At 70.2% G+C, this 5938-nt stretch carries 3 protein-coding genes; all 3 read left to right on the forward strand.

Going from position 1 to position 5938, the window contains the following annotated elements; all coding sequences use genetic code 11:
- The coding region (gene glgX / locus VFB40_RS13530; protein WP_324850545.1) for a glycogen debranching protein GlgX at positions 1-1447 on the forward strand (1447 nt) is incomplete at its 5' end.
- A complete protein-coding gene (gene treY, locus VFB40_RS13535) occupies positions 1437-3956 on the forward strand; it encodes a malto-oligosyltrehalose synthase (RefSeq protein ID WP_324850547.1) in 2520 nt (839 codons plus the stop codon). The genes glgX and treY, both read left to right, overlap by 11 nt.
- Before the next feature lie 13 nt (positions 3957-3969).
- Complete coding sequence (gene treZ / locus VFB40_RS13540) at positions 3970-5778, forward strand: malto-oligosyltrehalose trehalohydrolase (RefSeq protein ID WP_324850550.1); 1809 nt, start codon at positions 3970-3972, stop codon at positions 5776-5778.
- Positions 5779-5938: the final 160 nt, after the last annotated feature.

Consider the following 5938-nt stretch of genomic DNA (forward strand, 5'->3'; position numbering starts at 1 on the left):
GGGCTATAACACGATCGGCTTCTTCGCCCCGCACAACGGGTACGCGGCCACCGGCCGGCGCGGCGAGCAGGTGCAGGAGTTCAAGGCGATGGTGCGCTCGCTGCACCAAGCGGGCATCGAAGTCATCCTCGACGTGGTCTACAACCACACCGCCGAGGGCAACCACCTGGGCCCGACCCTCTCCTTCCGCGGCATCGACAACGCGGCCTACTACCGGCTGGCGGAGAACGACCACCGGTACTACATGGACACCACCGGCACCGGCAACAGCCTGCTGATGCGACACCCGCACGTGCTGCAGCTGATCATGGACTCGCTGCGGTACTGGGTCACCGAGATGCACGTCGACGGATTCCGCTTCGACCTCGCGGCGACGCTGGCCCGGCAGTTCCACGAGGTGGACCGGCTCTCCGCCTTCTTCGACCTGGTGCAGCAGGACCCGGTGGTCTCCCGGGTCAAGCTGATCGCCGAGCCCTGGGACCTGGGCGAGGGCGGCTACCAGGTGGGCGGCTTCCCGCCGCTGTGGACCGAGTGGAACGGCCGCTACCGGGACACCGTGCGCGACTTCTGGCGCGGCGAGCCGGCCACCCTGGCCGAGTTCGCCTCCCGGCTGACCGGCTCCTCGGACCTGTACCAGAACGACGGCCGGCGGCCGATCGCCTCGATCAACTTCGTGACCGCGCACGACGGGTTCACGCTGCACGACCTGGTCTCCTACAACGACAAGCACAACGAGGCCAACGGCGAGGGCAACCGGGACGGCGAGTCGCACAACCGGTCCTGGAACTGCGGGACCGAGGGCCCGAGCGAGGACCTGGAGGTGCTGGCGCTGCGGGAGCGGCAGAAGCGCAACTTCATCGCCACGCTGCTGCTGTCCCAGGGCGTGCCGATGATCCTGCACGGCGACGAGCTCGGCCGCACCCAGCGCGGCAACAACAACGCCTACTGCCAGGACAACGAGCTGAGCTGGGTGGACTGGGAGGGGGCGCGCGAGCACGAGACGCTGTTGGAGTTCACCCGGAAGGTGGCCAAGCTGCGGGCGGCGCACCCGGTGTTCCGCCGCCGCCGGTTCTTCCAGGGCGGGATCCTGAAGCACACCGGCAGCACCCTGCCGGACATCCAGTGGTTTACGCCGTTCGGCGTAGTGATGACGGCGCGTCACTGGCAGACCGGTTACGCCAAGACGATGACCGTGTTCCTCAACGGCAACGCCATCGCGGAACCCGACACGCGCGGCGAGCAGGTGCGCGACGATTCCTTCCTGCTGCTGTTCAACGCGCATCACGAACCGCTGCCGTTTACGCTGCCGCCTGTGGACTATGGCGAGCTTTGGGAGAGCGTGCTGGACACCGCGATGCCGGTATACAGCGACCGGCCGTTGCTCAAGCCAGGCGCTACCACGCTGATCGAGTCTCGCTCGGTGACGGTGCTGCGACGTGTTAGCTGACAGCACGGCATTCGGGAATAGCGCGGCACCGGTCAGCACGTATCGGCTACAGCTGTCTCCGGCGTTTACGTTCAACGACGCGGTAGCCGTGGTGCCCTATCTGCATCGGCTCGGCGTTACGCACGCGTACCTTTCGCCGATCCTGCAGGCCGCGCCCGGCTCGACGCACGGCTACGACGTGGTCGACCACAGCACGATCAACACCGAACTGGGCGGCGAAGCGGGCTTGCGGCGCCTGGTCGGTGAACTGCGCCGGCACGGCATGGGCGCCATCGCGGACATCGTGCCGAACCACATGGGGATGCCGGTGCCCGAGTCGGGCAACCGGGCGCTGTGGTCGGTGCTGCGCGACGGCCCGGACTCGCCGTTCGCCAGCTGGTTCGACATCGACTGGTCGGCGCAGGGCGGCGCGGTACTGCTGCCGGTGCTCGGCCGGCGCATCGGCGAATGCCTGCACGCCGGCGAGCTGAAGATCGATCCGGCCGGCGACCCGGCGGTGCCCGAATCCGCGCCGGTGCTGCGTTACTACGACCACGTGTTCCCGCTGCGTCCGGGTACTGAGAAACTTCCGCTGGCCGAGCTGGTGACGGCGCAGCACTACCGGCTCGCATACTGGCGGGTGGCGGTGGAGGAGCCCGGATATCGCCGCTTCTTCGACATCAGCACCCTCATCGCGCTGCGGGTGGAGGATCCGGCGGTCTTCGACGCGACGCACCGGCTGCTGCTCGACCTGCTGGAGCACGGCGTGCTCGACGGGCTGCGCATCGACCACGTGGACGGGCTGGCCGACCCGCGCGGCTATCTGCGCCGGCTCGCGGCGGCCGCACCAGGCAAGTGGATCGTCGCGGAGAAGATCCTCGCTCCGGACGAGACCATGCCCGAGGACTGGCCGTGCGCGGGCAGCACCGGGTACGACGCGCTGCGGGCCCTGACCGCGGTGCTCACCGACGCCGCCGGCGCATCCCGGCTCACCGCACTGCACTCCGGGCTGACCAACATGCCGGAGGACTTCGCCGCGGTGGTCGCGCAGTCCAAGACGCACGTACTGGACCAGGTGCTTCACGCCGAACTCGACCGGCTCACCGAACTGCTCGCCGCGATCTGCCGCACCGACATCGACCTCTACGACCACACGCACACCGCCCTGCGCGATTCGGCCATGGCGCTGCTCGCGGCGTTGCCCGTGTACCGCGCGTACGTCGTGCCCGGTGAACCGGCACCCGCCGAGTCCATCAAGCTGCTGGAGGCCGCGGCGTCACAGGCCGCGGCGACGCTGCCCGAGGACCGGCACGACACGCTCACCGTGGTGCGAGACCTGGCGCTCGGCCGGATCGGGCCGCGCGATCAGCTGCGCGACGAGTTCCAGGTCAGATTCCAGCAGGTCTGCGGCGCGGTCGCGGCCAAGGGCGTGGAGGACACCGCGACATACCGCTGGAGCGCGCTGCCGATGGCCGCGGACGTGGGGGCGGACCCGGCCAGCCCGGCCCTCTCCCCCGCCGAGTTCCATCTGTTCTGCGCGCTGCGCCAGACGCGGCAGCCGACCGCGATGACGACGCTGAGCACGCACGACACCAAGCGTTCCGAGGACGTGCGCGCACGCCTCGCGGTGCTGACCGAACTGCCGGAAGAGTGGGCCGCGGCGGTGGCCGGCTGGCAGGCGCGCGCGGACGAACTCGCCCGCGCCAGCGCTTCCGAAGAACTGGCCGCGAGCGACGAACAATACCCTGACGCCGAACTCAAATACCTGCTGTGGCAAACCCTGGTCGCCTGCTGGCCGATCGACGAAGACAGGCTGCTGCCGTACCTGACGAAAGCGGTACGCGAGGCGAAGGTGCACACGTCGTGGACCGCGCCGAACGAGCCCTACGAGACGGCCGTGCTGGACTTCGCCGGGCTGGTCTTGAACGACGCGGAACTTCGCGTCGAGATCGAGCGCTTCGCGGGGCGCGTGGCGCAGTACGCCGCGGCGAACAGCCTCGCGCAGAAACTGCTCCAGCTCACCATGACCGGCGTGCCCGACGTGTATCAGGGCTCCGAGATCGACTTCCAGGCACTGGTGGATCCGGACAACCGGCGCCCGGTCGATTTCTCCGGCCTGGCCTCGCGCCTCGACGCTCTGGACGCGGGCGAATCGGTCTCCGCGGAGACGCTTTCGGACGCGAAGCTGCTGGTCGTCAGTCGAGCCCTCCGGCTGCGGCGCGAACATCCGGAGTGGTTCGGCGCCCGGGCGAATCAGACCCCGCTTTTCCCGACGGGACCGGCCGCCGATCACGTACTCGCGTTCCTGCGCGGGGACCGGGTAGCCGCGATCGCCACCAGGCTGCCGGCGACCCTGGAACGGCTTGGCGGCTGGCGCGGCACGGCCCTCGCGCTCCCGGCCGGGACCTGGCGGTGCGCATTGACGGGGCAGACCTATGAGATGGGCAGCGCGCTCGGCGACGAGCTGCCGCTTGAGCGGCTTACCGCCGCGCTGCCCGTGGCGTTGCTGGTCAGGCAGGACGAGCAGTGATGGTGTTTGAGATATGACGCAGTTCGAGGTGTGGGCGCCGCACGCCAAACAGGTCGACCTGCTCATCGGCGACGATCGCCTGGCCATGGCGCGCCGCTCCCCGCTGCCGTCGCGCGGCCGGGACGACCCGGACGGGCCGACCGAACACGACGGCTGGTGGGAACTCGACGCGCCGTCCGCCGGACCGGGCACCGACTACGCGTTCTCGCTCGACGGCGGCCCGGCTCGTCCCGACCCGCGCTCGCCGCACCAGCCGCACGGCGTGCACGGCCCGAGCCGGGTGGTCGATCCGCAGGGCTTCGCGTGGACCGACGAGGCGTGGACGGGCCGTACGGCTCCCGGCTCGGTGATCTACGAGCTGCACGTCGGCACGTTCACCCCGGAGGGCACGTTCGACGGCGCGATCGCAAGGCTCGATCACCTGGCGCAGCTCGGCGTGGACTACATCGAGCTGATGCCGGTCGCCGCGTTCCCGGGCGACCACGGCTGGGGCTACGACGGCGTCGCGCTCTGGGCGGTGCACGAGCCGTACGGCGGCCCGGCCGGACTCGCCCGCTTCGTCGACGCCTGTCACGCACGCGGCATCGGCGTCCTGCTCGACGTCGTCTACAACCATCTCGGCCCGAGCGGAAACTACCTCGCCGAATTCGGGCCCTACTTCACCGAGAAGCACCACACGCCCTGGGGCGCCGCGGTCAATCTGGACGACGCCGGGTCGGACGAGGTGCGCGCGTTCATCGTCGGCAACGCTTTGCACTGGCTGCGCGACTACCACCTCGACGGCCTGCGGCTCGACGCGGTACACGCGCTGGCCGACACCCGCGCCGTGCACATCCTCGAAGCGCTCGCGATCGAGGTGGACATCCTCGCCGCACAACTCGGCCGGCGGCTGTTCCTGATCGCCGAGACGGACCTGAACGATCCGCGCATCATCACGCCGCGATCGCACAACGGCTACGGGGTCCACGCGCAGTGGGACGACGACTTCCACCACGCACTGCACACACTGCTCACCGGAGAGCGCCACGGCTACTACGCGGACTTCGGCTCCCTCGGCGGCCTGGCCAAGACGCTGACCGGCGCCTACTTCCACGACGGCGGCTGGTCCTCGTTCCGCGGCCGCAGCCACGGCCGCCCGGTGGACACCGCGCTGCTCGGCGGCGACCGCTTCGTCGCCTTCCTCCAGGACCACGACCAGATCGGCAACCGCGCGACCGGCGACCGGATCACCGCGACCCTCTCCCCCGCGCTGCTGCGCGTCGGCGCGGCGCTCCTGCTCACCGCTCCGTTCACGCCGATGCTGTTCATGGGCGAGGAGTGGGGCGCCGCGACGCCGTGGCAGTACTTCACCGACCATCAGGAGCCTGAGCTGGGAGCCGCAGTGCGCGACGGGCGCCGCCGCGAGTTCTCCCGGCACGGCTGGGACGCCGAATCGGTGCCCGACCCGCAGGACCCCGACACGTTCGCCCGCTCCAAGCTGGACTGGGCGGAAATCGCCGACGAAGGACACCGGGCCCTGCTGGACTGGTACCGGCGGCTGATCTCACTGCGGCACAGCGAACCGGACCTGCACGATCCGCAGCTCGCGCAGGTGCGCGTCGCTTTCGACGAGCGTGCGCGCTGGCTGGTCGTCACCCGCGGCGCGGTACGGATCGCGGTGAACCTCGCGGACAGTCCGCAGCCCGTCGCCGTCGACGGGCCGGTCGAGTCCGTACTGCTCGCCTCCGACGAGGGAGTGAGCATCGAACCCGCGCACGACGGCGATACGACCCTTCACCTGCCCGCCGAGTCCGTCGCCATCGTCAGATCCGGCGTGAGATGATCCGGCCATGACCACCGCCCACCTCTCCGTCAGCGTGCTGGTGACCGCCCCGGTGCAAGAGGTCTGGGACGCCACGACCGACTGGGAGCGGCAGAGCGGCTGGATGCTCGGCACCCGGGTCCGCGGCACCGTGCACGGCGGGCGCGGAGTGGGCGGCGGG

Origin of the sequence: Actinocrinis sp., assembly GCF_035650855.1 — a bacterium.
GTDB lineage: Bacteria > Actinomycetota > Actinomycetes > Streptomycetales > Catenulisporaceae > Actinocrinis.